The sequence below is a fragment of the Pectobacterium odoriferum genome, from assembly GCF_009931295.1.
In the GTDB taxonomy this organism is placed as follows: Bacteria; Pseudomonadota; Gammaproteobacteria; order Enterobacterales; family Enterobacteriaceae; genus Pectobacterium; species Pectobacterium odoriferum.
The window spans coordinates 47,470-72,666 of record NZ_CP034939.1; the positions used below are offsets into that span (position 1 = coordinate 47,470).

The following is a 25,197-nucleotide window of genomic DNA, read 5'->3' on the forward strand; positions in this document are numbered from 1 at the left end:
ATTCCTATTGTGTTTTTTTCCTCAATTCTTGTAATTTTTGTTGCAACTCATCTTTCTTACTACCATCGATCACAGGCGTTGTTTGATCTATGTCAGCTTCGGTTCGCCCAATTTCGAAATTTTGTTTAGCTACATTCATTTCATCTTTCATGATATCACCATTTTTTCGAATATTATTTTCTTTTTTTGTGATTTGAGCTGACGAATTTTCAAACCCCTTTTCCATTGAAGACCTATCTTCAGCCACTTGCTCTTTTATGGCTTTAGCATTTAGTTCGTTTTCAGTATTCGCTCTTAAATTGGCAACCCTACTATTGAAGCTGTCATGTAAGTCTTGAGTTGGTTTTTTCTCTACAAACATACCACCATTACCCGTAGGTGCAGTTTCTGAACGCCCACCATGAGCAACAGAAGATGTTTGTTCAGCAGCAACAGTGCTTTCAGTTCGGTGGCCAGCCCCGCTTCCCTGTTTAACAGAATTACTGCCATGAGCACGGATCTGTTCTTCACTTCCAGCACCCGCAGCACGCCCAGTGCCCTCTACAACACCACCCGATACGATCGTAGAACTACTCCCATGAGTAAGAGAAGAGGTTTGTTCAGCTGTAATAGCGCTTTCAGTCCGCTGCCCTCCCCCGCTTCCCTGGTTAACAGAATTACTACCATGCTCACGGATTTTTTCTTCACTTCCAGCGCCTGCGGCACGCACGGTGCCTGCCACAACACCACCTGATACGATCGTAGAACCACTCCCGTGAGTAAGAGAAGAGCTCTGCTCAGCTGCAATAGCGCTTTCAGTTCGGTGGCCAGCCCCGCTTCCCTGGTTAACAGAATTACTGCCATGTTTAGAGATCTGTTCTTCACTTCCAGCGCCTGCGGCACGCACGGTGCCTGCCACAACACCACCTGATACGATCGTAGAACCACTCCCGTGAGTAGGAGAAGAGGTCTGTTCCGCTGGAATAGCGCTTGCAGCTAGGTGATTAGCACCATTTCCGTGTGCAGTAAAATTATTGGTATTCGCATATTCAGCGCCCTTCACCGCACCATTGGAATCCTGTGGCAAGTGCTTTCCTTGTGAATTATCAGCGCTTCCATATGTAGAATTAATATTATTACCACCACTCGCCGCGAATGAATTATATGAATTACTACCATTCAGACTTTCTTTTGCTTGCCCATACCCGCCCATTATTTCAGGCTTAATACGTTCTTCAACAAACTCCATTGCTGCTTCTCTGGCACTAGGTGCACTGGTAAGAATTTGCTGAGCTTTATCTCCATATTTGTCTGCAGCCCAATTAACAAATTCCTGATTGTAGTTCGTATCAAGGGAGGCGCTTTGATTCTGAGCCAATGTAGCCAATCGGCTATATTCACTGCTGTGCGTTGAGCTTTCCGTATATTGATGATATTTGCTCTGCGCGTCATTAAGTGTTGCGGCCAACTGATCGACGTCACTCGTAGCAGCATTTTTCGTATGGTTGGAAGAATCACTAACGCGACTACTCGTAACCATGTCCAATCCTTGCCTAAAGTCATTGATAGATTGACTATTTTTATCATGACGTGAATCAGTCGAACTGGAATCAGAGTCTTGAGTTCCTCTTGAGCTACCTGTGCTATGGCGTAGCTCTCCATTTCCATACACCTCACCAGTAGCTTTGACAACACCTAAATTAAATCCGCCGCCAACTACACCCCTGACACCAGTTGCAGCACTTCCCTGGTTACTAATATCCATTAGTTCGTTGTAAGCCTGCTGAGTAGTCACGTTATTTGCCTTAGCATAGCTCTCTGCAGCTGACATCATCATGCTAGAACCTCGACTCGCATTAACCGCTTGGCTATTATCACTAGTCTGACTCACGCTATCGCTACTACCGAGCTGCTTAGATAGCTGGGAAAGTTGAGACCAACTGCTGGTCACACTATCGTTATAACCATCGAGAGCCGAAGTTGCCTTGGCATCTGAAATCCTTGCTTGTTCCTGAAAGCCACTGCTGGCCAATTGACTCAACTTCATACTCACGGGCAGGTTTGAAATCGCACCGGAGCTGTCAATAACATTCATGCCACCGGCAGTAACCGTCCGGGTAGAACCATTGTCAGCCTGGAATGTCTGTTGCCCTTGCCGCTGTACAAGATTGGTGTCCATTTTGTTTTGATTAAGGTTGTCCATGGACATGTTATTAAATGACCAGTTCCCATCAGCGGTTGTAGATGACTGCCCAGCTGAGCTAAACGCCATCGAGCTAAACACATTCCCTGCGACTTGTGATCCTATAGTGGATGCACCTTTAGTCAGGTAAAACGATAAGACGGGTATAGATAGAGCCAAGTACCCTGCGAGATTCGCGACATCAGAGTGTTGTAGAGCCACCTGGTCCATATTTGCCAGAACAAGCGGCGTGCTACCGGTTTTGGTTTGCAGCCAAAAAGTTGATGCGAAATTCAAGATGGCAAACATGATCGGCCACATCTGGAAGTACAGAAAACCTCCGACGTAAAGCTTAAGCGTATTGAGGCCGAATAATGTGTGATTCGCAGCAGCTAGGGCGATAACTAACGGGAAAACACATACCAATATCAGCATTAATAATGATTGCATAAAAGGCAGCGTTCGTGTGGCCAATGCATTCCCAGCAGCCCAACTGAGTCGTTGCTTAGTTGCCGAGCTCTCTGTAGCCAAGTTAACCAAGTTCGCAGTATCAGAGGAACGAGCTGCAAATCCTTTTATACCTTGCCTGATTGCCCCATTGGTGATGTTATTTTTCATAATCTGAGACGCACTAAGCCCCCCCGAATAAAAATACCCGTAGCTCTCCCCCATGGACTGCATCAGAAGCGACGTTGCGTCAATTCTATTACCGAAAATCTTACCTGATAACCATTGAAAGGTTTTGCCTCCTACCTGACTGTCAGTATTTGCCAGTTGGCGAATTTCAGTCGCTGCCTCCATACAGGTAATAAATTGACGAGTAGAAGTTGATGTTTTGTAAATTCCTCTCAACGGACTCGGATTATCCGTTATTAGCGTGAGAGGATCTGAAGAATTCAGTAGCTGATTAACTGTATATTTATGGTTAAGTAAAATATCGCCAATTACACAGTTTTCTACATAATCAGGTAACATTTGAGCTAACTCTGGATTCTGAGTCCTGAAGTCGCTTGTCTCTGCTACAATCTGAGAACCGAACAACATACCGCTCTTGGTATACGTTACTGAGTCAGGTCTAGATATTATATAGTCATATAACTCTGCAAGATGAAATCCAACGCTCGATGTCAATGAGGATATGCCAGCCAATCCAACAGGAACGTTGTCAACCTTATACACCGCAGCTCTATCTGTTATATCAATTATTTGAACTGAACGTTTAGGTACTAAAAGTACCGACGTTACTAGCATAAAAATTGCCAACCAATGAATAAATACGAGTGGGTTGCGGCTTTTAACAAATGTAATCAAAACGGCAAGAACAGAGAATGTGCCAACCATGCGTAGCAATGTTGCCCAAGTACTGGTACCAAGTATCGTAACAACAGCATTAAACGCTTGGCGCCACATGTCCCCCCGTAGATAGTGTACACTTCAAGCATTATATTTCTCCCTACCGTTAATGTTTTCAAATTCAGAAACTAATATAGAGGGGGCATTATTCATAAAATAGAAATCACCTTCAGCATCAACTAAATAATTCATGGATTTCCCCAGTGATAATTACTTTGGTACGATCCAGAAACAATTGTTGATACCTGCTGCTGTAAGTACTGCATATTTCTGTCAATACCATCAAGCGCGTTCTGATCGGCAGCTGATTGAAGTTTCATATCTGCTAATAAGCCTTGGGCGTGAATGACGTTATCACGCAGTTTGCTGGCCGCTTCTTCAGGGAAGTTTTTAGCCGAAAGAGAAAGACTCGCTTGTTTTACAAGTTCCTGCAGATATTGGATCATCAGATCTTGCGCAATAAAGTCTGATACTTGGATAAGATATGTTGCACTCATCCCCATACTTTGGGCATTGGTTAGATACTTGAGTACAGGAACAGATGTCGTGTTAATAAACCCTTTTTCTTGCGCAGTGAGCGGGGTATCGTCTGTAAGTTTTGATTGTATCGAAAGCATTAAATTCTTAACCAATGTGACTAAGGCATTACTTTCAGCAATGCTCACATCAACAACGCCGGGACCTAAACACAAAGTATTTTCATCACACCCATATATCTTTGCAGAACCACCTCGCATCAGAATTTTGACTAGATCACGGTTATCGACCAGTGGAGTAAGGATCGTGACATTACCGTCTTTATTGAAGATTATTGAGCCAACAGTGCTCATCACTAATTCTTTCAACTGACGATTACTATCAAATAAATGGTTAACACTCAGAGCATCCCAGATGAGATTTTTATTCTTCAGTACCTGGTCTTTTTGCTTATCAGAAGCCCTGTCAGTGACACTATTTCCCCTTCCGCCTACGGTACAACCTTGCCGTGATGCAGCCCAATCCGCAAACATGTTTGTTTCACCGGCAATGTCCTGGCATATCTTCTGCTGTGAAACCTGAGTAACCGGCCACAAACCACCGATGATGCCTTGGGCAGCCTGACAAGAGCTCATATTCATTGAGTTCACATCACTTGCCAACTTTTGAAGGAAGTCTTTAGCTTGCTTTAACTCAGGCACCATCGTCTGAAGAGCAAGATCGAAAGCATAGCCAGCTGCATTACTCATAATCTGTTTCGCAAAACGCTGGATTTCTTCACCACTGATCATACTGAATGAACCGAGGTAGGCATCGATACCACCGCAACCGGCATTAAGCGATGGTAACTGCATAGAAATCAGCTGTACGTTCTTTACAGGATTACGGAGATACACCGACCCTCCCGTAAAATATCCCGCTGCTTGTCCTTGCCAGGCCTGCGCTTGTGTGACGTTACCGCTATAGCCCAGGCTCCCAAAAAAACCATTCAGATCACTATTCACGTCCGCACGAACGGTTGTATTCACAAAGCTTAAAAAAAATAAGGCCAAAGCAGTTTTTCGTAAGTTAATCATCTATTTCGTCCTTTTTTTAAACTACTCTGATATCCACACAGAAGTGATGCACCCTCGTCATCAGGGATACGTTTTCCAATCATTTTAAGTTCCTGATTTATTGCTGGGGAGTAATTAAGGTACTGACAGGGATTGGAGGTATCTGCCGAATATCAACGTTATCCATATCAGCCTGAACGAGGTTCGCATAACGACTTTCAAGCGCAGTGAGCTCCATCTGCCCTTGCGTGAGTGGATAGGCTTTAAGATTATTAACGTTAACAACGAACGCTGTAGGCGTTGCTATCGGCAAGCCATTACCAAAAAATGTCATGATCTCTTCAGCTAATGGTGCACCAGGTTCTGTTTTACGGGGAATTAATGGTGTTGGAAAAGATACATCCCCACCGCCATCAAGCGTATAAGGGTAAATTTTTATATTATGCTTATCCGCCCATGTTTTTATCATAGGGTCGAATTCTTTACTGTATTTGCAATTAGCCTGCATGAATAAAACTATCGCATAGTCTTTCATATCTACCTGACGCCCATCAGGTAGATACATTAGAGAGAGTTTAGGTTCAATAGTTTTATTATAGCTGGTTAACTCCTCCGTAGATTTTTTTTCAATTCTTTTATTAGCTTCCAGCGATTTAATTTCATCTCGAACGCTTGCACCAACAATAAACGGAAACACCGAAATGAGTAAAACTAAATTACAGAACTTCATCATTACTTGTTCCCTTTTCGTTTTTAGCGCGGAAATTTTTCAGTAAAACCTTCACTAAGTAATAAATTGCAGCAGCCCACATTGTAAACGCTACAACTTTAATTAAATCTTGGGTTAATGTAACCGAATAGTCTAAGAGATCACTTATGGTCTTAGCTATCACACCCAAAACAAGCAGCTTAATAGACATATTTAAATCTTTCATTTTTCCCTATCCAATTTAAATTTTGATATGGAATCGCTAAGCCGTGGTAGAAACAATCCAATATATAAAATAGAAGATACAAAAACTAAGCAGAAGTACAAAAGTGACAAAGAACTATCCATTGATTTTTGCCACACTGTCTTTTCAACAATCAACTCCTTACACTCTCTGATATTCGGGGGTGTAGGTTTATCCTCGGGTAGAATTTCTTGCATTTCTTGCACACAGTCTCTTACCATGCCGTACGGAACATCGTGCACACGTTCTATGGCATTTTCAATATACCATCCAGAAATTGAACCATTTGATGATAGTAGCAGCACTACAAATAAAACACTCGCAGGTACAATAATAAGAGAACATATAGCCCCTCGAATCATCCAAAAGAGTGACATAAAAATAATTTTCATAATATGAAACCTTAGAAATTTGGTTTAAACCCAGTCGAAACATTTAATATTCTTTTTGCCAGATCATCCTGAGTCATAAAACCATAGGATAGCGCTTTAAACTGGCGCGTTTTAGGCTCAATAAGAAACAGTGCTGGAAAGTTTCTGATATTCATCGCCTGGCTTTGCCCACCATCTGGTCGGCTATTTGGAACGGAAGGGGCTACCTGGCCATCTACCGTTACAGGAATTAGCGCAATGTTGTTTACTCTCGCGAAATCAGCGACAACCCCAGCCATCTGCACATCAATAGGGTCACTACCACGGTAGAAGTAAAACATTCCATACTGTTGAGCTAATTGGCTAATTGCGTCCTGGCGTTGCTGCTGATCTCGGTTCTGTACATATGGAGCCATACTGTTGTAATGCGGATACTGAAGGTTGTAGTCAAGTTCAGGATGTTTCAACTGGGCTACAGCAAATGACTGACTGAACATTGAGCCACGTTCTGTCCAGAAATTCTGCCACCGGAGGAACGTCGCTGTATTTTCGCTGCTTGGGTATAGAATCGCGCGGTTCAATGCCTCCATCGTATAGCCCTTCAGTACCTTCGCTTGTTCAAGCGCAGTCATCTTACTGAAGTCTGGTATGGCTTGAGGTGTTTGTGGCTGTGGCTGAGGTTTAGGTTTAGGAGGCGGCGCTTTCTTTACTGGCTCGTTATACCATTGCCAACCTGTAAATGGAGGCGCTGGCGTGACAATTTCCTCTGCCAAAGCCGGCCCACTTCCAGCAATAAAAGTCAGAACCCAAAGGAATGGTTTCATTTGCTGGCTCCGCTTTGCTGTACTTGAGCAGCAATACGGTCTTTCACCTGTTTAACCATTACATCGGTATTTGGTACCGTCTGATTCGTCATAAGGTCTTCATAGAAATCAGAGAAATTTAATTTATCAAAATCGATACCTTGTAGCTCTGGAACTGTAATTCCTCGGCAATCAGGTGAACTACCACTGCCAAATCCAATGCTTAGTTGGTCACGTCTACCCTGCTCTTGAATGATCCGGGCTAACTTCCCGCCAAATACACAATAGACCTGACTTTTTTGGAGGCAAACACCTAACGCCTTGCGATCACATCTCTCTCCAATACTCACAGTAACTTTCTTTGCCTTGGCTTTACCTAGTGCCATTTCGTCACTATTACACTGAGATAGACCAACATCTGCCCCCCAGCCTGAATCCTTACAGCAATTTGAAAATCCTGCAATGGCCTTACGGCAACTCATAGCTTCACCAGTAAAAGCTTTAACATTAATAGATTCTTGCTCATCCTTAACATCGTCGGCCGCCGAAGCCAAACCAGCCAATTTAGCGACAGCCATGTCAAAACCGCTGTCACTGGCTCCATCTATAGCCGCACAATCCCCGCTTTGGCAAAAGTAATCACCACCACAAAGAAGCCCTGAGGACTCGTGTTTTGTTTCGCACTCATAAGTAACATTCTCATGTTCACAATATGTCCCTATTTGACTGGTGCATTGGTGAGATACCACGGTACAGTTTGCTGCACTACTAAGAGATCCACAATTACCTTCAGAACCAGATGGCACCGCATATGTTTCTTGATACTTCCAGCAATCGCTATAAAGAGCGTATTCTTTACCCTCTACGGTAATTGTTTTTTCACCTCCAGGCTCAATACAGACTTCTGATATTTTAGGGACTTCATTTTTATTAATCGCACACACTTCACTCCATTTTATTTCAGGTTTAAATGACTTACCTCCAATTACCATCGTTAATTTTATATTTCTTAGATTCGCTAATGCGACCCAAGTATAGTCCCACCTGCAACTATCTTTATACTGACCGTACCCAGAACATATAATGTTACTTGATATTACATCTTTCTCTTTCAATTCAATACCTGCAGCATTTAAATTGAAAACTTCTGAAGTTGTAAATTTCATGTCAGTATTCATAAAGTTGACACTACCATTCCACATATCAAGACTTACCACAATTTCTAGCTTTGCTGATTTAACAACACCACTGACTGGAGAAATAACACTAAATTTATACCCCTCAGTAGCATCATCATAATCAATTGTAAAACCAGATATATCTATCACCACAACTTCTTCAACACTTGTCCCTGACCAGTCTCCACCTATTTCCGCCGTTCTTTCGCAACTATTTTCATTATAAACATCACGATCACAAATATATTTTTCATATGTAGATTTTGAAACAAATGTTTCAGTGCATTGTTTGTTTGTTCCGTCAACAATGGAATCAGCGTTCGCCTCGTGACTTTTCCCATTCGTGATAAAAGTAGCAGTAGGGTCTATTATTGTTGCTGGGTTTCTTATACTCGAATCCGTGATAGCTTTTCCAACATCACTATTATTAAACTCAATTAATCCTTTATTACTAATCCCGCCATCATCTCCTCTTACCCCACCATAATACCCAGATTGTGGCGGAGTGTTTGTATAACCAGGTATTGATTCGGCAATTATGCCGGGATTTGACAGGCTGTTAGTCGCTTGAGAAGCACTTCCTTTACCAAAATTCGCTCCCGCATTGAAAGCATCCTGATTACTATCTGCTCGCGCTATTGAAAAGGATAGTAATAGCGCAACCACCACTAGAGGTCTCATTTCGCTGCCTCCATTAACTGCTTAGCGGTTGAAGCGCAATCTCCTTTCTTAGCAATTTTTTCCAATGCCTCATATAGAGGCAAACTACCGCGGATAACATCAAATTTCCCATCACAAGTCACTACCAGTGCAGGAACTGCAGTAATTCCGTAATCGTTGAACAACGTCGGGTCGATTTGTACACCAATATTATTATCGTCTTTGGAAAGTTCGAACATTGTTGATGCTGTTTTTCTAAAATCATTTTCCAGTAATCCCCTGATCGTAGCGGGTATCTCATACCGACTCGCATCACGTAGCATCTGCTTAAGGCCTTCGCTAGGTATTCCTAAACTGACAAAATAAATCGCGGGGAATGCCCTTTTTCCCTCTGCTCCAGGCTGGCTATTACTGGCTGTCATATCTTTCTGTATGCGCTCAACGAGACCTTGCTGGGCAGCAGGTAAAGGCATGCTCTGCCCGCGGACCGAATCTTTAAATTGCTGGAGTGACTTCTGCTGTTCTTTAATCCATTCACGATCATGATTTGAAACTGAAGTTTGGGCACTGGAAAAAGCAACTGCCGCATACGACATTAGGCCACCAAATATAAAGGCCCTTAGATAGTGATTTCTCATTATTTTCCTCACAGATAGACGCAGTTACGTTTGCGCCAGAGTAGATATCCGAAGTTTTTCTTAGAAGTTGGTGAATTATGCGTTGCCCCCCAAATCTGAGTGCTAGCCCCAAATGCATGGCAGCTATTACTCTCTGGATACATGTTGACCATTTGATAACGCCAACGCTCCTTTGGGATGATCGGAGAGGGGTATTGGTGGCAGACTGCCGTATCCGCTCCAACGGAATTCATGATCAATCCTTCTCGATGCAGCTTAAAAGCCATACGCTCCGTTACTAGAAGTGATGCTTCCAGAGGTGAAAACTCACCACTCGTAAACCCAGTAAATGGATACATCGACCCCTGAGCACCGGCACACCAAAATAGCGGAGAAAGTGGCATCCCCGCTGAGCTTGCCGCAGCGTCAGCTGCACAAGCAGCCTGAGCAATAAGGTTGCCAAACAACGCAGCTTCAGGATTTATAATCATTGCGAGCGTACTGTCGTTCCACAGTGGATCGACTTCGGAAAGATAGGCAATATCCATATCTCCGCTCTGCATGCACCCCATTGAGGTAATTATGTTCAACCAATAAATTAGCGGGTACTTGTACCAGTGGACATGGTAGAACGTTCCTGCAGCTGGACGATCGCTTTGCCCCGCTGCTCCCGTCCCCGTTCGACCAAGATTTATTTTAAAGCCCCCCATGTTCACCATAACACCTGGCTCACGGGTCACATCTGCCATTGCCATTGGCTCCCAATATCCGATCGCAAGACCAACACGATAAAAAATGCCCATAGGGCATATCTGAATGGGAGATGCAGGATTATTAGTATCAGGCTGAGGCCCTGACGCCAGTTTGATACTCCCCAAAGACATGGGGAATAGGCACTTCCAACACACGTCACTTATCGGATTCACCCAACGGCCGTCGCCGGCATTACTTCCTGCTGCAGCGGCTTTCTGTAATGAGGAAGCTCCAAACAAGAGGCAGATCGATAAATAAATTACACGCCATTGCATAACCACTCCTCAAAAGGCTGGTAACTCTGCGACTCAGTATTGGAAAGGACATAACAAAGTACGTTGCAATGGGCAGCAGACAGCGCCCTAAAGCAAATGGGATTCTGCATTGAGTGTTCCTCAAGAATGAAGGATGCGGCCTCCGTTCAAGTAGGAGCACACCGCGAAGAGTAAGAAAACGCAGGATTAGGTAGTTAGTGTGCAGCAGCTTCCAATATGAGCTCTGCACGCTCAGCTTTAGCGAGGTTATGTAAAGCCAGAACTGAAGCTCTCATGATGAGAGAGCGTGTATACAATGGATTCTCTGATAGAATTTCGTCAATCTTCTGAGACGTTTCGTGGTCAAACCGAGCTGTAGTAATAAGCGGCTTTTTCAGTTTTCCTCTATCTGGGGTATTTTTCATTGAAGCGACCTGTTTAGTGGGTTTAAATTTTTCATTAGCGTAAATGTTCAATGTAATAGATGAGCGGTCTATACATCACATAATTCTATTTGTGCTATATACCATCCCTCTGACAGGCTCGCATTTATCATCCACATAACCCATCCAATCGCATATCCAGATGACAAGTAATCTTCAACTCTTGAGGTTAAGTCGGGTTCCTTTTGATATGGAGCCAAATACAGCTCTCTTGATCGCGTAAAACTTTCAGCAATCTTCGCTAAATCGCCTCCTGGAACCATGACTGATTCTTTTCGATTTCTCGTTAATTTATAACCATCCGCTTTCAAAGCCCTAGAGAATTCAGCGAGTAAATGTTGATAAAAACCTGCATTCACTCTTCTAAAAACCGCGCCTGCGTTCTCATAACTATCATAGCTAATTTCTATTAAATTATGTTTTACATCATTTTTTTTGGCATGATGCTTTTTATGATAAATAATTACCATTATTAAAATTAACATACCAATGATTGTGATTATAAAAACCACAGCACCAACAAGATAAGGATTAAAGTTACTTGATGATTCAAGTTGCTGGTAAGGAACACCTATTAAATCCACATCCGACCTAATCAGCCGCACGCCTATTTCCTCTGCCATATTTACCTCCACTCGCCAAGTGCGATCATCTTTTCCTCGCACAATTTTATTATATACTCAGGAAAACCTTCATCGCGTGATGTGATATCTTCTTCATTAGCATTTTTTCCTGAAAACTCACAATATTTCTGCCAAACAATCGCAACAAATCGATTCTGCCAGGATCCAAGTTCGGGATATGTTTTCTGAAGGTATCCACCCTGTTCTCGCAGTAATGAATTCTTTGAAAGTTTTTTCCTTGGCTTTTTTTTATCTATTATATCAAGAGGATAATCACTCATCCCTCCCTCCTGTTGCTGGAATTTCTTCTACTTTTAAAAAACTACCATCGCGTGATACTTTCACAGGAATCGATTTAAACCCAAATTTCTCAGTCAAAACACCAGACTGATCGAAGTAAATTTGTTCGTCTAAAGCATCGCTGGTATCCTTTATATTTCCGTTCACAAGAATCACCTTGAAGTTAACCTTTCCTGCAATTTTCTTCTTCACCCAAGCTATATGCTCTTTATTATCACCATCAATAAAATAGAGCGTTGTACTGTAAGGTACTTTATCCAGGGGGTTAACCTTATCCCCCTTACGTGCGATAACATTTCCCTTCATATCAGTGATATTGTTGGCCACTATCATGCTAGGATCGAAATTGAATGTTCGATATGTGGTTGCTGGAGTCAGGCCTGGCACTGGTGCCGGCCTTACTGCGTTCCGTTTTACGCGTTCAATTGCCTCATCTTTCAGGCGGTCTAATTCGCCAGTTTGTTCCATAGCTTTTAGGCGATTCTCAATGAATACCAGCATATCCTGTTCAGCGGGTTGATAGAGGTGACCATAGGTACCAAAGTCTTTTGCAAAAACATTCGTGGCAATAATCACACTAAAAATAATAGCTGGAGAAATATAATCCCTCATCCTCCTTTCTCCATCCGTTTAGCTATATCAATCCGAATTTCTCTTGTTATATCTTTTTTCGTCGCAATCACAGCTGGAGCAACAAGAATTGTGGCATTATGCTTGCTCTGCCAGTTAACCAGGCTTTCTGTTAGCGCTTGATTGAAACGCTCAGTTAGAATTCGTGCCTTCTGTTCATCCTGATTCTGTTGAGCTGACTGTTGCATAAATAGGTCAATAGTACCCTTCATATCAAACGTTACAATCTGAGGTTCAGTCATCCTTACAGTAGCTAAAGAAACAACAAATACCGTCCCTAAAAATGTAAAAGCAAGTATCATAAACCACATGGCTTTTAATGGTTGAAATGAAAAGCCACCTTCACTCTTAACATCGACAATGCCGTTATTATCGTTAGAACTCATGCTATTCCCGCCCATTCTTCTAGCTCCTTTAATTCCACACCAAATTCTTTTTCAGCCAATAAATAGGCCGCTTCCTCAGCAGTAGCTCCAAGTTTTTGCGCTTCTTGCATAAACGCGAAGTCTTCTCCACGAGAACTAAACATCGCCCGTGTAACAGGGTCAACAAAAAGCCGGTGAAATGAACTAAACTCCCCCGCAGTGATCAAAAGGGAGCTAAAGCCTGAGAGCTTTGCTGGTTGGAAATAACGGATAACCTCTTTTTCCATATCAGAAAACTGATCTGGGTTTTCAGCCAGATAGGACTTAAACGCTTTCGCATCTTGTAACAGGGTGATTTTTGTTGAGCTATTGTTCCAGGCCGCTTCAGCTTCCTTACTGGCACTAAAATCTTTAATGCCTTGTGTAATAGTAATGAATGCCCCGCGGTGACGACGAACGGTCCTGTACCCTGTTTCGATAAATTTGGCAGCATGTGGATTCGAACCACCAAGAAGTCTCCAGGCTTCATCGATAATACAAACCTTTTTCAGGTTTCGAGGGCTGTGATACATCTTTTGCTGAATAGCCAAAATAAGTGAAAACAAGACGGCACTTAGTAATTTGGGTTTATCTTCCAAACTCAGCAACTCAAGAACAGCGAAGCGTGTCTCGCCGTCAAGGGTTGGTTTTTCTGCATTGAAGACTTCACCATCAGCCCCCCACGTACAGTATGTCTCTAGCAACATGGCCAACTCAGCGAGGCGAGCCAGAATAGTAGGTTTAGCTACAAACTCCGTAAGTATCTGCTCGCTCGTCAAGTATTCATACACGTAGTCGATTTTTGCTTCAGCTCGCTTTTTCTCCCAGGCATAAATCACTGCTTTCTGAAGAATCGCCTCACAAACATCGTCTAATGTGCCGTTAGGACTCGCCAGCACTGTCAATAAGCGAACAATCCCTTCTGCTGACTCATTGATATCAACCACACTAGAGAATGGATTGAATCGCAATTGCGCGCCATCCAGGTAAACCCCGCCAGCCTGATGACAATAGTTCTTATAGCTGTCGCCCATATCAATAACCCAGGCAAATCCCCCTGAGTTCAACACTTCACGCAATACTCCCTGCGTGAAGAACGACTTACCCGCACCTGATGTACCGGTTACGGCAATGTTGAAGTTAGTAGCTCCGTTTTCTTCCCCAAACATATCGAAGAACGCGACCTGATTTCGATATGTTGGCAAAGGCATTCCTGAATAGGATAACTGCCTCTCGGCAACAATGGGCATGAGGTTGACGGCATTGAAGCTCTTTGCTCTCAAAGTAGCTCCGGTGGCTTTCATGTCCTCCCACATCCCTTCTTGCATAACAAAAGGGAAACAAGCCAGCCAGTTACGCATCTGCTGATACTGGATAGTGTTCAGTTCTATTTCATTTTTTCGAAAAACATTAACTGCAGCAAGTTCACACGTGAGCGCCTCTCGGTCACTATCAGGAGTGAAAAGCGTCAAATTTAGATAATAGCGACACAATGCTTCCTCATTTGTCGAAAGTCCCTCTCGCATTTTTCGCCATTCATCCGCTGCTCGTTTTGTTCCAGGGAATAGCTGCCCGTACGCTGATTGTGCTTTTTTGCTCAGATCCATATCTTTACGCAGTGCTTCACTCTGACTTTTAGTTTGTTCTTCAAGCTCTACGCACCACGTCAGCATAAATGGGCAAGGAATCCCAAGATCGGGGAATCTTAGGTTTTGGAGGTTATCTGCCCCTTGCCATAAGGCGAATCTCCTCGGGTTTTTAGATAGTTGCATATTCACAACGCGGCATGCTGTCGTTTCCATGCCTGACTCTGATTTTGGAAGCTCAACGCGGATATAATTTGGACGAACCTTCACATCGATTCCAGGGTCTATAATCTGACGATTTAAATGTTCATCTTCGTTATAGTCCCGACTTGATGGCATGACCTGCGACTCGCGATAGTTAATGAGCTCACGCATAACAGAGAGGAATTCCCCAACACCAGAATTACGGGTTTCTATGCGTGCTGCGTCTAGGGAGACGCGCACAGTGCTGCGGATCTGCATTATTTCATCAATGACTTGTTGAGATATTTTCTTAACCTGTCGGCCATAAATAATAAAAACACGATAATTTCTGAGGAACAGAGGATAGTCTCGGAGATTAGACATTCCCTTCAGTGCAGAACGTTCCCAGAAGGCCCGAGTTATTTTGTTCAGCCGGTCAGCCATTTGACCTTGCCACATATCTGAACTAACACCGTGTGCAATGCGCTCCCCCACGCACTTACTTGCGGTGAGAACTACGCTGACTGGGACTTTACGCGGTAATTTCTTTCGGAGCATGTCATCCAATGCTGCGACGACTTGCTCATTCGCACCTGGCAGCGTAGCCGCTTCCAGAACAAAACCTACCGTTCCGGTATTAATGAAGAGATCGTTTACATCATCATAATATCGCCAAGGCAGTGCCGCCGCCAATGAAGGATAATCCCATGTTTGCTGTAGATTTTGTTTGGCCATTTTAGAGCCATCAGCATCACCACTTCGGCTAATTAGCGAAATAAGACTGTCGAGCACGTTTTTGCTCATTACCTTTATCCTTTGGAATAATTCTTTTGATTGGAGGTGAGGGACCGAACTATTTCATCAGCAAGAAATAATTTTCCAGCTGATGGAATTCCTATTGCTATCATGCTTTTTTTTGATGGTACGCCATCTCGTCAAGATAAATTATGAAAAAACTTCTTATTCCGACGTTTCAGAAAAGGCACTATTGAACCAGATTGGCAACCCATTTTTTTTAGCGTGGGTTGCCTTTTTATTAGTGTTCTAAAGGTATTAATTTCATCATTACAATTCATTGGCGAAAAAGCACCATCGAGCTCTTTCTTGCTCATTAGTGATATCCTTTAGGAAGATGGAGTTGAAAAGTTATTAATTATCGCGAGGAGGTATTAAGAGGTTTTCAGGCAGATTGCAGCAATAAACATTTAACAGAAAAAAAACCACGCTACCATTGAGTTAATGCTTACATCATTTATGCTGCATTCTACTACTCAGTACAGTGGGCTCCGTAGAACCCATAGAATTCAAAAAATCACAAAACTAATCATGGCTGATTATTTTAAAATCCTGATCCCAACGAGATTCACTTTTAACAAACTCAATCACTGCTGGTTGATGAAAATTATCATCAGTATCAACCCATGGCGCTATCCATAATCTTTGAGTTACATCAGGTATTCGCTGCGCAACAACCCGCCCCGAGTCTGCAGAAGGCAAAGGAGAGACAGAGCTCGTTTTGCCTTCAGCTAAATTGGGTTTAGATTGAACACTAGCTACTGCGCCGGAAGTTGGTGTGCTATAGATTGGGCGAGGAGAAACAGTTTTGAATGCTTGTGAACCGGTTGATGCGGCCGACACCGAGCGATTAGTGTTAACGATCGGAGCCGCGTTGCGCAGTGCCGGCAGGGTTTCACCCACAGGCTTTTTTACGCTTTTTTCTGCGGCTAAGTCATCAATATTTTTACCTTTCGCTGCTAATTTATTGGCTTCTGTCATACTTAAACATTGATCAGTTGCTGTCTTATTGCAATCAAAGTCAGAATTCATACCCGCACAACCAGACAATACACCGCAAATAATTGCGGCCCCCATCATTTTATACATAATCTTATCTCAACATTTGGTGTCAATTTAAAACCCATATATCAATGCAAATCCAAGAGGACATTGATATAACCAAAAGACCTGCGAAAAAAAAACAAATATATTAGACATTTTACGACCTCATAATTGAAGCGTTAATAATGCCTTTATTTCCTAACACCCTTACCACGGAATAACATTAAGGTATTAGGTTTAACTGCCTCCATCTCCTTATCTAGCCACATAAGTAATGCATCAGCATTTATTTCTCCATTATGTGCGGCGGCCGATTTTAGTTCTTCCCACGCCTCTTTATTAACCGGATTATACTTGGAAAGTTTATAATCTATAACCTCCGGCCAAGTGTCTTTAATGTTGGCAGTCAACCAAGAAACTACCCGCCATAGTAAACAAGATCCAATAACAATAGCACCAATGATCCACTCAATTCCTTTAATATAAACCAAACAAGGATATATAAGAGAAAAAAGCATTACTATATATATTGTCCTTTTTAACTTTACTCCATTGCATTCATGCTCGTTTTGCCAAAGAAAAATAGCCGTTCTTATCTCTGATAATAAGGTATGTTTTGATTTCAGCTTCACTCACGCCCCCCCTAATTGATGGTATCACCAAGCCGCAATTCCCTTGCTTTCCGCAGTATTTCATCTGGATTTATATTGCCAACATTGACATTCGAGCTTGTCGTAGTTGCACCATTATTTACTGGCGGGGAAGTTTGAGCAGAATTTCCAGCTTCCTGAGTGCTCGCTTCGTTCTTCTGGTCTTCTGCATCTTCGAGTGTCTCGAGACGGAAACCTTCCTGGAAGACAATGGTCACCAAATTACCGGCGCCAATGTCGATGACAGGATGATACTGTTCAGCAAGCTTTATCCAATACTGGCTTAGATTATCAGCCGCTTTCTCAGACCCACCGCCGAATCCCTGGTTCAATACATCCATGCCGCTTACGGACGCAGTAGCACCCAGACCAACCGATGGTGTTGATGCGGACTTAATCCCCGAACCAATTCCAGAAAGGAATCCTGCACCGGCAGCATAACCAATTATTTTTCCGTTACGCATTACAGGTTTACCTCTAATACCCCCCTTTCCCTGATAACTCGCGTGTCCTTGAAACGGCATATCGACGTGCTTACCGTTTTTCAGAATACAACTGACATTCTTGGTCCGAACATTCCCCCTCTCACTTGAGATGTCCCCCCAGATTTCACCATTAACAAAACACCCATCCATGTCGTACTCATGGTTGTTAGGCATTGTAACGTTACCCTGCAAACGAAAAGTTACATGGGTTGTATTCTGCTGGCCAGTCACGCTCGCATTAGCATCCGCACCTTCAATCATGACGGCGTCCGAGAATGAACCTGAAGGGATCCAAGGCAATTTGGTAGGTTTCTTTTTCAGGCGGTCATAGGTAAATGCAGTGGAGCTCAGACCACCTGTAATTCTCTGCCCGCTCCCCCCTGGGTAAAAACCAGTTCCTTGATTCATATTGGTGGCACCAGTGGCGGCCGGCATGCCATTAACAGGAGTAACAGTATATTCAGGAGGTCGCGATTGCCCTGCTGACAAGGCATTTGGCAGTGGTGTGCCATTTGCCCCAACAGGCTGGGATTGATTTTCATTCGGCCTTGATGAAGAAGCGGCTAATTGCTCCGTCAGTCGCCGAATTTCTTCATCTTTTTTGGACAGCTTTCCTTCGAATGAGCTCTTATTTTCCTCTACTTGCTGTGCGAGCTTTGTCATTTGGCTTTCAAGTGCTGATGTTTTTGCTTGCTGCTGCGTCAAGGCTGACTCACTAACCTGAGCATCAAACGCGGCTGTCACTACCCCTGTCAAACTTGGCTCTGTTTGGGCTGGTTTCTTCTGGGCGTCCGTTCTTTCATCACCAATCATCATGACTCCGGTGGCTGCAGCTCCCCCGACAGCCAAAATCGAAATCAAGATAGCGATCTGCTTGTTTCGGGTTGTTACATTAACGTTCAGTCCCATTAATTATCTCCCTCAACACCAGAGAAGATAATCCATGCATAAGCTGAGCCTTGAGGATAGAGACGCGGTGTTGAGAGCATTACCCCTCGGACCCCCTTTTTCCAAAAGTCGCGCTCTTTTAATTCCATGGTCACATTGCTTGTATTCTTCAAGCGGAACCTGGCAACACGAAAATGGGAACCAACGAGTTGTCGTTCCGGCGTTATCTGTACTGAGACATTTGGTGAATACCCTGCCATGCGACTGACTGGATATTCGTTATAGCCTTCAGGGATATCTCCGCGTACTACAGTTTGCGAGAGGCTAACGAGCGTTTTGGCGTAACTTTCGTTTTCCTCCCAAGCTCTTGCATCTCCATTACGACGAGATGGTGGTGACAAAGGGGTTAACCGTACTGTGCGACCAGTACCAGGTTTCGGTTGGACATTAAGGCTTACAGCAGCTCCATTGGCGGTTTCGAGAAATACTGTAAAGTCCTGTCCAACAAGTGGTGAAAATATAAGGGCGCCATCTTCTGTATTGCGCGTGTCATACGCCCCTTCAGGGCCACTGATTCGTGTTACCATTTCCCCATCAATTATGATTTTGTTGGGGTTGTTATTACTGAGCGTGACAGCAAAAGCTTGGTCATTCTCGAAAGTAAAAGCTATTGGGGTAGTAGCGGCCTTAAGGCCGCCAGTTAATCCAAAAGCCAGTAACACCGCAGCAGCTGCCCGTGAAAAACGAATTCTCATTAGCAGACCTGTTTATTTAGTAGTTTCAGATGGAACGAGTTGTGAAAAATCAAGCAGACCGATGAGGCCATTTTCATAACTCATTTTTATACGGTACTCTGGATAGGTGTCCTTAAGGTCCTTTTTCAGTGGGCCATTTGTTGTCGAAGCAGCCAGTTTTCCTTTAATTACCATTTCCCCCGGCTTAACCTCTCGAATTTCCTGAACTTCGTACCTGGTTGTAATCCCTCCTTTCTTGATTCGCTCAGCTTCAATATCCAGGCTCTTTTTAAGAGTGTCCCTGAAATCAGATGCAACATAGTTCAGAACTGCTTTTTGGTGTGAGTCGATAGAGTCAGGGCTGACGTTGAGACGGAGATACACGAACGACAGCGCAAACATTGTCATTGCGGCGCTATCACCATTCTTCGCATCTGAGGAAAACGGCCGGTTGTACATCATCGGAGTGGTAACAGTTCGCTGCGTGGTAGCGAAGTGCCATGCCAACCCTCCTACTATCACGTTAGATGTCACACTCAGAGCCAATAGCCCTGAGATTGTGAGCATAACAATACCAACGGTTTTATCACGGTCCCCTTTAATAGATAATTTCAAAAGATTCACGCCCTCCAGTGTCGGAAACTTGAGTCAGGTATTTGACGAAAAGTTATTTTGAAAACAAAATAAGGCAGGTGCCAATAACAGAAATTCAGCAACCAATACGACCCCTGCCCTTTTTTTAAATACCTTATCAATAACCAAAGCAGGCCAGCGACTATAGATAGTACCGTTGACATGTTGTACACAATTCCACTTATTAACAGTGGTGCGACAACTAAAAACTCATCAATTGGCAATCCAATAATACGTTCCTGTTGGTTAAGTGTTTCCGGGAAGTAATATTTATCATTCTCCCCGCTCATAGTTAACTCGCCAGACTAAAGCCCATTCGGGTAAAGAGAATAACCATAGGAACACCGACAAAAACGAGCGGTGAGCGGGTTTTCATGTAGATAAAAACCCCCATAAATATTTCCCCCAAATAGAACCATCTAACCAGAGATGAGCCTGAGCCAAATGTATTGGTAACAGTTGCATCCTGAGATGCAAGTAAATCACCAGTTGCAGAAAATGCGGGGTGAGCCGCCAGTAAAGCAAGGCATGCAATTCCGCCTTTTTCTACAATTTTCTTTTGCTGGAAAAAAGAGCGCGCCTTTTGAAATAAAGACGCTACCGCCCGTCCCTTTTTAGCATTAAGGGCATTGCCAGTATTGGCCATCGATTAACTTCTCCAAATTTGTATACAAAGGTTGTCTGCGTAAGTGCCTGTTTACGCGGGCGTAAGTGTCTCATGACCCTAAAAAAAAAAAACTTTGATCTATGTCACATATTTAGTCTTTATTCAGAAAAATCTTAACTTTGTCAGGACGTATCCTGTGTGTGGTTGTCACTCATCCTGCTAAGCGGGGGATCTATAGGTATGAAAGTAAAAGAGAAAATGTACGAGACGCGGGGTAGGCCTCGTAAGTTTACTCCTGGCGATACTATCGAGTGGAAGTTGCGAGCGCCTGACAGCTTGCTTCTTGAGCTGAGAATTTGTGCCAGGGCTGGCAATAGAAGTGTTAATGAGGAAATTGTAGCTAGATTGATGGTGTCTCTAAATTATCGGCCTAACCTTAATTTAATTAAAACAATAAAGGGTGAAAAATTAATTTCTTTTGCTGCCAGGTTTGAAGACTGGCTAAGTTCTTTGGTTTTTTGTGAGGATGAAGAGAAATTTGTAGGTCGTAATAAAAGCCCAGTCTATAAGAAGTTATGGATTTGGCGGGGCGGAGAACGAATATTGGTGCGCGGTAATGCTGCAAGTTACAGCATGAGAATTCCTGAGAACCTTGCGGATGAGATTAAAATCATGGCCAGAATCCAGCACCGTAGTTTGAATGATGAAATTCTAACAAGATTGATGGATTCTCTTGGGTATTTCACTGAAAGGCTACTTGCTCAGAATGATGATGTTCAATCTTTGAAAGTATTATGTCTATTATTTGATGAGTTTTTAGCTGATAAATTAAAGGAAGCGGAAAGTGGATATTTCGCTGGCGATACTGGTGGTAGTTAGTTAGACAATAAGGCCGGCAGTGATCTGCCGGTTTCTTTACTCGTCTTTTACAAAGTGCTGACTTTCAGCCTCTTCTTCTGCATTATTTATTGAGGTTATATTCTGGTTTAATAGACCTTCAAGTTCATCAGGGTTATCGCGCCCCATGACTTTTAAGTAAAGTTCAGTCACCATCGCGGTTAATATCATAACACCTTCTCTTGACCCAGCTGATTTTTTTATCAAATCTCTACGAAAACCTTCTAAATCAAAGTTAGGACCTTCTTCTTTAGATTTATAAATCATTAGACCTAATCTGCATAACTCATTAACCGTGGCTGAGTAATTTGCCTCAGCGCTTGATGCGCCCTTTTGTTTTTCTATTTCAAGAATACCTTCTATCTCTCTGTCGATTTTATCTTTAAAATAGATATTCTTTCTTGGCATTTCTTATTTCCCTAGATTGTATACTTAGTGCTGCTTTAGGCACCGCTTGTCTTTTTCGAAAAAAATGAGAGTCTTAACCTATTGGCGACTCTGTTAACTATTCAGGCAGGATTATGTGTGGCAATTCGGCACTAGTCAAGTATATACAGGTGTGTTGATATAGCACCTCCCACGCTATTCTCGCTTGTAGTCCATTCACAATCATATGATTTAATTACATACACACAATTAACACACCTGTTAGTGCCGCGATAGGCACCAACAGGTGTGTCGATTGAGCACCTTAAAGTGTGGCTTTTAGGCACTGTTTGGTGTGCTAATTAGCACACCTTTTCGGCCTTAATTCTATTAGCAACAACAATATTAACAGGTAAGTCACTAATCTTTAAAGCATAATCGGCAAGATGAAATCTTGCGTGGGGTGTGGGGGGTTAGGGGGTAAGTAAAGAGCGGCTGGGAATATGCGTCTTTGGGTTTCTTTTTGGTATTTGAGGTTGTGGTCTGCTTTGTTCTTAAAGCGCCTCCTGCGCGTTTGAAAGGAAATTTCTTGATATAAGTCTCTTTGCGGAGTATTTTCCTTCGCCATCGCTTACCGTTGCGTTTAGAGGGCAAATAAGGTGTGTTTGAATAAAGTTCTCGTTTCATTATTTTTTGTTTCTCTGTCTGCCCAGGCAACGCCAGATATGTGTTTTGAAAAAGCCGGTTTGGATTATGGAATTGATCCACTTTTGCTAATGTCTCTCGGGATTAAGGAGTCGCACTTAAAAGCAAAGGCAGTCAATGATAAAAATTCAGATGGGTCTGAGGATGTCTGTGGCATGCAGATTAATAGCTATCACTATCCCAAACTAGCAAAGTTCAAAATTGACCGTTCTCTGTTGCTGAGTGATCCTTGCATCTGCACCTATACCGGTGGATGGGTATTAGCGGACTTATTTAAAAGCTACGGGAAAAGCTGGGATACGGTAGGAATGTACAATGCGGGACCGTCTAAATCAAAGATAGCCATTCGTAAAGCGTACGCCGCAGAAATAAAGAGTATTTATAGAGTATTGCTGGCAAGAAAAGAAGTATTGAATTCGTCAGAGCGCTCAAAGTAAAAAGCCGCCATCGGCGACTTTTTTCACTTTTAAAATTCTCCTGGGCGTAATAAATCACATATATTCCCGAGTTAATTCTAAGGTTCTCAAGAAGTGCCCCCACTCATTTCCTAATAACGCTGGAATCCGGACACGTTCACCATTTTTTTGGCATCGAGCGATGTAATATCCTAAATCCCTCATTTCGGGTTTTATCTCACTAGGCTCTATCTGGTCGTGTATGGTACGAACCTGATTCCTTTTTATTTCACGGCGAGCTTCCATTTGCTTTACATAAAGCTCAGTTGGTGTAATGATCGACACTTCAGCATTTAGCATGGCTTTATCTCCATGTTTGTTATTTAACCGGTCTAGCTTTCTCAGGGATAAACCGGTATGAGGAGCAGGGGAAACCCTGCTTTTTATTACTTCAGCCTAATAATCTCCACGTAATTCAGCTCTGAGCTCCGCATAACCGTCGTCGCTACGCTCTAATTCATCATATGAAATACAGAAGCCTTTCATTTTTGCGACTTCAATAAAAGCGTGGCAGTGTTGCCGTGGTATCTGTTCCAGGTAATTCAGTGATAACAATAAAAACTGAACTGCGAAGGTTTCGCAGTACTGGTCACATCTCTTTCTCGCCGTTGATAAAATATCGTCAATCACAATTGACGCCCGGATTACATCATGTTCATTCGCCGAATTGATATTTCTAACAAACCCGTCCAGCCGGAGAGAATTATTCCACCATCCGATATACTGCTGGCGATCCATCGCTACGTTCTGAGCATAGGCATACATTTAAAGGCTCCCCAACTCATTTAAATCCCCTGTGGCAATTCGATTTTGCACTGACCAACACAGCAAATAAATAATTCAACTGACTGTATAAATTATATATTACCCCACACCAAAAGTATACTTATGGTATCAAACAACAAAACCAAAATTAACTTTATTTGGTATGCTTCTGTATGTTTAGGGCGCGAGCAGTGCGCAGCGTCCTTTACAAATGCGCGTAGCGCATACAGGCGGAAATACCGCTGAAGGTGGCTCAGAGGGTTATCCCGCCGGAAGCCCAGCGAAGCTGGTTACACGCTCATATACAGCCCCGCGCCGCCCTTCACCCTGCAAAGCCCAGCTGACTTTCAGGCGACACATAGCCCACATTGGCTCGACGAAGTCGTCCGGTTGAGCGCCCCTGGTGGCGCTTGCGACAACAGGGGCGTGATTTACCGGATGCCGTGACGGCCAGCGGCCGACACGCGCAAGCCAACTCCCCCCATTCACAACCGACTTCATGCCCAAACAGACATTCGGCGACTCAGTTCCTGGGTGTTATGAGATTTATTCTTCAGTGGGATTACGCCAGAGATGGAAACCAGTCTGGCTCAGTGCGCAGCATGACAACCCGCTCGGACGCCCATAACAAATGCAGGCCAGGATGGCCAGCGCATGAAATCTATCGATGTATAGGATGGGAAAAGCAGAGGGAAGACACGGAAACGGACAGGTGCCAGCTCGAGCCTAGAGCTGGCCATAAACTGGTAATTGTTATTTTTTATTCACGGCGTACTTACTGGCCATCTGAAGAACGCGCTGCGCTTCTTCTCGGGGGAGCCAGACCTCTACGAATTCCAGATCAGGTGCCGAGATAACCTCTTCACAAAGCTCTAACACACGCCGTTTTGCCGCGTTAACCGTTGTTTTAGTTCTGCCATATTTCTCAGCGACATCAACTTGGCGTCGCCCTTCGACTAAAATTTCATGAGCCATGTCGATCGTAACTTTGGCGCACTTTGATAGTGCTGGTAGCAGGCGCGCCCACTCGTCACTGGAGATACGTTCTCTAGCCATATATTTTCTCACAATCTGTAATCTAGCGAATAAGTACACTGATAAATAAGGTCAATGCGGCAAACAGTACTGTGGTGAAGAATTTAAGTCAACTTTTAGTATCATTTTGAATGGTGAGCAGGTTATTCAAGCAGATTCGGGAGGGGGCATACACAGAAGTGCTGTCGCGCTTCTGTGTATGTTGTTCTGAGATGATCCCCGTAAAACGGGGAAGCAAAACATTTACTGCCTAATAACGACTTATCCCCATGTACAGCAGTTAACATTTGAAGCTGGAATAATGAGGGCATTATCAGCGTCAATCTGCCTGCGC

General features: G+C 43.4%; 27 protein-coding genes and 1 pseudogene. 2 read left to right on the forward strand and 26 right to left on the reverse strand.

The window, feature by feature from the left end:
- Positions 1-4 precede the first annotated feature (4 nt).
- The 22 genes and pseudogenes from traG to EO763_RS22980 form a co-directional block, all read right to left on the reverse strand.
- A pseudogene (traG, locus tag EO763_RS22875) lies at positions 5-3,603 on the reverse strand (conjugal transfer mating-pair stabilization protein TraG).
- A gap of 99 nt (positions 3,604-3,702) precedes the next feature.
- Positions 3,703-5,067: a conjugal transfer pilus assembly protein TraH gene (gene traH / locus EO763_RS22880; RefSeq protein ID WP_161530503.1), complete on the reverse strand. Its 1,365-nt coding sequence runs from the start codon at positions 5,065-5,067 to the stop codon at positions 3,703-3,705.
- A 97-nt stretch (positions 5,068-5,164) separates the two neighbouring features.
- Positions 5,165-5,779, reverse strand: coding sequence for an F-type conjugal transfer protein TrbB (gene trbB / locus EO763_RS22885; RefSeq protein ID WP_425281369.1), 615 nt, complete (start codon positions 5,777-5,779; stop codon positions 5,165-5,167).
- Entirely contained in the window at positions 5,763-5,981 is a 219-nt protein-coding gene (locus EO763_RS22890) for a hypothetical protein (RefSeq protein ID WP_161530504.1), read from the reverse strand. The genes trbB and EO763_RS22890 overlap by 17 nt, the downstream gene beginning before the upstream one ends.
- The gene (locus tag EO763_RS22895) at positions 5,978-6,391 is read right to left on the reverse strand and encodes a hypothetical protein (RefSeq protein WP_161530505.1); all 414 of its coding nucleotides are present in this window, start codon (positions 6,389-6,391) and stop codon (positions 5,978-5,980) included. The genes EO763_RS22890 and EO763_RS22895 overlap by 4 nt, the downstream gene beginning before the upstream one ends.
- Before the next feature lie 11 nt (positions 6,392-6,402).
- Entirely contained in the window at positions 6,403-7,194 is a 792-nt protein-coding gene (traF, locus tag EO763_RS22900; RefSeq protein WP_161530506.1) for a type-F conjugative transfer system pilin assembly protein TraF, read from the reverse strand.
- Positions 7,191-9,032, reverse strand: coding sequence for a type-F conjugative transfer system mating-pair stabilization protein TraN (gene traN / locus EO763_RS22905; protein ID WP_161530507.1), 1,842 nt, complete (start codon positions 9,030-9,032; stop codon positions 7,191-7,193). Before traN ends, traF begins: the two co-directional genes overlap by 4 nt.
- On the reverse strand, positions 9,029-9,649 hold the full coding sequence (gene trbC, locus EO763_RS22910) for a type-F conjugative transfer system pilin assembly protein TrbC (RefSeq protein ID WP_161530508.1): 621 nt from the start codon (positions 9,647-9,649) through the stop codon (positions 9,029-9,031). The genes traN and trbC overlap by 4 nt, the downstream gene beginning before the upstream one ends.
- A gap of 8 nt (positions 9,650-9,657) precedes the next feature.
- The gene (traU, locus tag EO763_RS22915; RefSeq protein WP_161530509.1) at positions 9,658-10,656 is read right to left on the reverse strand and encodes a conjugal transfer pilus assembly protein TraU; all 999 of its coding nucleotides are present in this window, start codon (positions 10,654-10,656) and stop codon (positions 9,658-9,660) included.
- A 472-nt stretch (positions 10,657-11,128) separates the two neighbouring features.
- The gene (locus EO763_RS22920) at positions 11,129-11,701 is read right to left on the reverse strand and encodes a hypothetical protein (protein WP_161530510.1); all 573 of its coding nucleotides are present in this window, start codon (positions 11,699-11,701) and stop codon (positions 11,129-11,131) included.
- A gap of 2 nt (positions 11,702-11,703) precedes the next feature.
- Positions 11,704-11,982, reverse strand: coding sequence for a hypothetical protein (locus tag EO763_RS22925; RefSeq protein WP_161530511.1), 279 nt, complete (start codon positions 11,980-11,982; stop codon positions 11,704-11,706).
- On the reverse strand, positions 11,975-12,613 hold the full coding sequence (gene traW / locus EO763_RS22930) for a type-F conjugative transfer system protein TraW (protein WP_161530512.1): 639 nt from the start codon (positions 12,611-12,613) through the stop codon (positions 11,975-11,977). Before traW ends, EO763_RS22925 begins: the two co-directional genes overlap by 8 nt.
- On the reverse strand, positions 12,610-13,017 hold the full coding sequence (trbI, locus tag EO763_RS22935) for a type-F conjugative transfer system protein TrbI (RefSeq protein ID WP_161530513.1): 408 nt from the start codon (positions 13,015-13,017) through the stop codon (positions 12,610-12,612). Before trbI ends, traW begins: the two co-directional genes overlap by 4 nt.
- On the reverse strand, positions 13,014-15,608 hold the full coding sequence (gene traC / locus EO763_RS22940; RefSeq protein ID WP_161530514.1) for a type IV secretion system protein TraC: 2,595 nt from the start codon (positions 15,606-15,608) through the stop codon (positions 13,014-13,016). Before traC ends, trbI begins: the two co-directional genes overlap by 4 nt.
- 131 nt (positions 15,609-15,739) lie before the next feature.
- Positions 15,740-15,916 (reverse strand): hypothetical protein, encoded by a 177-nt coding sequence (locus EO763_RS22945; protein WP_161530515.1) that lies wholly within the window; start codon positions 15,914-15,916, stop codon positions 15,740-15,742.
- A 208-nt stretch (positions 15,917-16,124) separates the two neighbouring features.
- Entirely contained in the window at positions 16,125-16,688 is a 564-nt protein-coding gene (gene traV / locus EO763_RS22950; protein ID WP_161530516.1) for a type IV conjugative transfer system lipoprotein TraV, read from the reverse strand.
- Positions 16,689-16,834: 146 nt separating this feature from the next.
- Positions 16,835-17,275, reverse strand: coding sequence for a hypothetical protein (locus EO763_RS22955; RefSeq protein ID WP_161530517.1), 441 nt, complete (start codon positions 17,273-17,275; stop codon positions 16,835-16,837).
- Positions 17,276-17,286: 11 nt separating this feature from the next.
- A complete protein-coding gene (traB, locus tag EO763_RS22960; protein WP_161530518.1) occupies positions 17,287-18,687 on the reverse strand; it encodes an F-type conjugal transfer pilus assembly protein TraB in 1,401 nt (466 codons plus the stop codon).
- Positions 18,687-19,421, reverse strand: coding sequence for a type-F conjugative transfer system secretin TraK (traK, locus tag EO763_RS22965; protein WP_161530519.1), 735 nt, complete (start codon positions 19,419-19,421; stop codon positions 18,687-18,689). Before traK ends, traB begins: the two co-directional genes overlap by 1 nt.
- A 12-nt stretch (positions 19,422-19,433) precedes the next feature.
- Positions 19,434-20,024, reverse strand: coding sequence for a TraE/TraK family type IV conjugative transfer system protein (locus EO763_RS22970; protein WP_323660859.1), 591 nt, complete (start codon positions 20,022-20,024; stop codon positions 19,434-19,436).
- On the reverse strand, positions 20,021-20,323 hold the full coding sequence (traL, locus tag EO763_RS22975; RefSeq protein ID WP_161530520.1) for a type IV conjugative transfer system protein TraL: 303 nt from the start codon (positions 20,321-20,323) through the stop codon (positions 20,021-20,023). Before traL ends, EO763_RS22970 begins: the two co-directional genes overlap by 4 nt.
- Before the next feature lie 2 nt (positions 20,324-20,325).
- Positions 20,326-20,679: a type IV conjugative transfer system pilin TraA gene (locus EO763_RS22980; protein WP_161530521.1), complete on the reverse strand. Its 354-nt coding sequence runs from the start codon at positions 20,677-20,679 to the stop codon at positions 20,326-20,328.
- A gap of 201 nt (positions 20,680-20,880) precedes the next feature.
- Between EO763_RS22980 and EO763_RS22985 the strand changes: the two genes are divergently transcribed.
- Positions 20,881-21,519 carry an Arc family DNA-binding protein gene (locus tag EO763_RS22985; RefSeq protein ID WP_161530522.1) on the forward strand — a complete coding sequence of 213 codons (639 nt, stop codon included), beginning with the start codon at positions 20,881-20,883 and terminating at the stop codon, positions 21,517-21,519.
- A 36-nt stretch (positions 21,520-21,555) separates the two neighbouring features.
- On the opposite strand, the gene EO763_RS22990 is transcribed toward EO763_RS22985, so the two are convergent.
- The gene (locus tag EO763_RS22990; RefSeq protein WP_161530523.1) at positions 21,556-21,945 is read right to left on the reverse strand and encodes a relaxosome protein TraM; all 390 of its coding nucleotides are present in this window, start codon (positions 21,943-21,945) and stop codon (positions 21,556-21,558) included.
- Positions 21,946-22,568: 623 nt separating this feature from the next.
- On the opposite strand from EO763_RS22990, the gene EO763_RS22995 reads away from it, so the two are divergent.
- On the forward strand, positions 22,569-23,045 hold the full coding sequence (locus EO763_RS22995) for a lytic transglycosylase domain-containing protein (RefSeq protein WP_463357654.1): 477 nt from the start codon (positions 22,569-22,571) through the stop codon (positions 23,043-23,045).
- Positions 23,046-23,099: 54 nt separating this feature from the next.
- Here the strand turns inward: EO763_RS22995 and EO763_RS23000 are convergent, their stop codons facing one another.
- From EO763_RS23000 to EO763_RS23010, 3 genes are all read right to left on the reverse strand, one after another.
- Positions 23,100-23,363 carry a hypothetical protein gene (locus EO763_RS23000; protein ID WP_161530524.1) on the reverse strand — a complete coding sequence of 88 codons (264 nt, stop codon included), beginning with the start codon at positions 23,361-23,363 and terminating at the stop codon, positions 23,100-23,102.
- Between the two features lie 96 nt (positions 23,364-23,459).
- Entirely contained in the window at positions 23,460-23,828 is a 369-nt protein-coding gene (locus tag EO763_RS23005; protein WP_161530525.1) for a hypothetical protein, read from the reverse strand.
- Between the two features lie 753 nt (positions 23,829-24,581).
- Positions 24,582-24,884, reverse strand: coding sequence for a TrfB-related DNA-binding protein (locus tag EO763_RS23010; protein ID WP_161530526.1), 303 nt, complete (start codon positions 24,882-24,884; stop codon positions 24,582-24,584).
- Between the last annotated feature and the right edge of the window lie 313 nt (positions 24,885-25,197).